The 2828-nt window shown below is 68.7% G+C and carries 3 protein-coding genes; all 3 read right to left on the bottom strand.

The window, feature by feature from the left end; translation table 11 throughout:
* Positions 1-363: Bug family tripartite tricarboxylate transporter substrate binding protein (locus AC1DOC_RS27850; RefSeq protein ID WP_478130937.1), on the bottom strand; the 363-nt coding region annotated here is incomplete at its 3' end.
* Positions 364-413: 50 nt separating this feature from the next.
* Entirely contained in the window at positions 414-2252 is a 1839-nt protein-coding gene (locus AC1DOC_RS27845; protein ID WP_307596055.1) for a CocE/NonD family hydrolase, read from the bottom strand.
* A 193-nt stretch (positions 2253-2445) separates the two neighbouring features.
* Positions 2446-2828 (bottom strand): LysR substrate-binding domain-containing protein (locus AC1DOC_RS27840; protein WP_478130936.1); only part of this gene is annotated, 383 nt, incomplete at its 5' end.

Raw genomic sequence — 2828 nt, 5'->3', positions numbered from 1 at the left:
GTCCTTCAGCGGATCGTAGGGCAGGCTCTTGTACAGGGCTGGGTTGAAGGCGATCTGCGACACGCCTGCGAGCACCAGCGTGTAGCCGTCGGCGGGCGCCTTGGCCACGGCGCCCAGGGCCACGAGGCCGTTGGCCGCCGGATTGTTCTCCACCACCACCGCCTGGCCCAGCTGCTGGGCGAGCCGGTCGCTGAGCAGGCGCGCGATCACGTCCGATCCCGAACCCGCGCCCTGCGGCACCACGAGCTTGACCGGCCGTACGGGCCAGGGCGATTGGGCCTGCGCCGCGAGAGGCACGGACAGGAGCGGCGTGCCGGCCAGTGCCAGCATGGAAACGAACGAGCGACGGGTGACGGGGGGCATGGCGTGCCTCTCTCTTGGCATGTTGAAGGAAGAACGGGAGAGCGAAGTGCTTAGCGCAGCGCGCCGCGCAGCGGAAGATCGAACCAGCTGGCGTCGGCGCCGCGAAGGATCTCCAGGCGCGGCGGCCGCCCGTGCGGCACCTGCGGGCCGTGGCCTTCGTCGCTGCCGCCAATCGACAGCCGTATGCGGCTGCCCGCGGCAAAGGTCCACGACACCGGCAGCAGCGCGAAGTCCAGGCGCGCGGGCTCGTGGGGCACCAGCAGCCGGGCCGAGGCACGGTCGCAGGTGTTCACGGGCCAGCTCGCCACGTAGTCCGGCGAATGCGACAGGCCTTCGCGGTGCAAGGCCCGCAGCAGGCCTTCGGTGACGTAGCGGCAGCTGCCGTCGGCCAGCACTTCGCTCAGATAGACGTAGACGGCCGCATCGGTCTCCGACGATGCGAGCAGCAGGCTCGCGCTCACATGGCCCGTCAGTTCGGCGGATGCAGCCAGCGGTGCGCTGGTGTAGTGCAGGTATTGCGCCTGGCGCTCGGTCCAGTCGGGGTAGTAGTGCTCGATGCCGACGGCACCCAGCCGTTCCAGCCGCGTCTGGCGGCCGGTCGAGACGGAGAAGTCGACCTGGTAGCTGTCGCGGCCCGGCGCGGCGGGTGCGTGCAGCGCCAGCACGCCGTTCGCATCGGGATGGACGCGGCAGGTTCCCGCGACTGGCGGCCATGCATCGGCGGCCTGCCACTTCTCGTCGTGGATGGTGAAGTAGTGCACCGGCTGCTCCCTGTCGAGCCCGGTATCGATGCCGCGCAGGTGATGGTCGAAGAAGCGCAGCACTTCGGCCAGCAGCGGAAAGTCCGAGCCGGTCTGCTCGCGCCAGGGCGAGACGTTGCTGCGCGCGCCGTGGTCCCAGGGGCCGAGCAGCAGGCGGTGCTGGTGCCTGGGCAGCGTCAGGAAGCGCGTGATCGCCGAGTTGCTGTAGCCGGCACCGTCGTACCAGCCCGAGACAGAGTAGATCGCCACGTCCTCGGGAATCTGGCGCGCGTAGTGGCCGGGGCTGCACACGTCCAGCGTCAATGCGGGGTCGTGCAGCGTTGCATCGTGCCGGAACGGAAGCTCGCGCGCCATGTCGTTCAGCCGGCAGTTGCTGCGATGCTGGTGCAGCGCCTGGGCCAGCAGCCGGCCATCGGCATCGGCGTCCACCGGCTGCGGCCCCGCGAACAGCGGGTTGCCGTAGTACGCGAACTTGGCAAGGGCAGGGCGGTCGTCCTGGTCGAGCGCGACCATCAGTTCGTCGTAGCGGCCGGTCCAGATGGTCGAGAGCACGCCGCCCACGTAGAGCTGGTCGGTGTAGATGTCGGTCACGGCGAACAGCGGTGCGATGGCCTTGACCGCCGGATGCCGCGTGCTTGCGAGAAACACCGCCGCCGCGCCCAGGTACGAAATGCCGGTCGAGCCGATGCGCCCGTCGCTCCAGGGCTGCTGCACGATCCACTCGGCGACCTCGTGGTAGTCGTCGCGCTCCTTCGGCGAGCGCAATGCGTCGCGCGTGCCGAAGCTCGCGCCGGTGCCCCGCACGTCCACCACCACCACCGCGTAGCCATGCGGCACGAAGAAGTCGCGGTAGCGGCCGCAGTTGGGGCTGGCCTCCACCGTGGGGTCGGTGGTCACGAAGCGCCGGTAGTAGGGCGTGAAGATGACGATGGTGGGCAGGCGGTCGGGCGGCTGCGCGCCATCGCGCGCCTGGGGCAGGTAGTAGTCGAGCGCGATGCGGCAGCCGTCGCGCATCGTGACGTAGAGCGACTCCGGCCGCCCGGGCAGGCCGAAGGCGGGCTTGCGCCCGGCGAGGTAGGCGCTGGGCGGCAGGTGCCAGGCGCCTGGCGTGCTATCGCGGTCCGACATGAGCGGGGTACTTTTCCTGAAGACAGAGGGATGGTGTTGCCACCGTTCCGCCATTCTGGGAATGCGAGCCCGCGTTGAAAAATGCGAAATCCCGATTGATCCATAGGTTGAGCCTATGGAAGGAGGCGATGCTCCACCGCGGCCGAGCAACCTGCCGACACATCAGAACCCGACAGTCGTTCTCAAGGCTTTCTCAGCCGCTGTCCCGGGACGCTCCGTCGGCCTGGAAGAACCCGGCGTCCTGCAGGCTGCGCAGCACGATGTCCAGGATGCGCGCCGTCGTGTCGCTGCGGTGGTGCGCCAGGTACGAAAAGTAGTAGGGCACGTTCGGCACCGCCGGCTTGGCGCGCAAAATTTGCAGGGATTTTTCGGCGACCTGCCGGCGCGTGATCGATGCTGGCAGCATGGCAATCGCATGGCCGGAGGCGACCAACGCCACCATGAGCGAGAGCGAGTTGCAACTGCTGTACTCCTCGAACGAATAGCCGTCCGAGGCCAGCCAGCGCGATGCCGATTCATGCAGGGTCGACGGCGGCGCATTGCAGACGATGCGGTGGTTCAGGGCGTGGGCCGGCA

Source organism: Variovorax sp. 01T439_2, assembly GCF_056398445.1.
This window is presented reverse-complemented; position numbering and strand designations above follow the sequence as displayed.

Coding starts and splice junctions, on each gene's coding strand:
- AC1DOC_RS27845 (WP_307596055.1), bottom strand. CDS start 2,252: ATGTCGGACCGCGATAGCACGCCAGGCGCCTGGCACCTGCCGCCCAGC.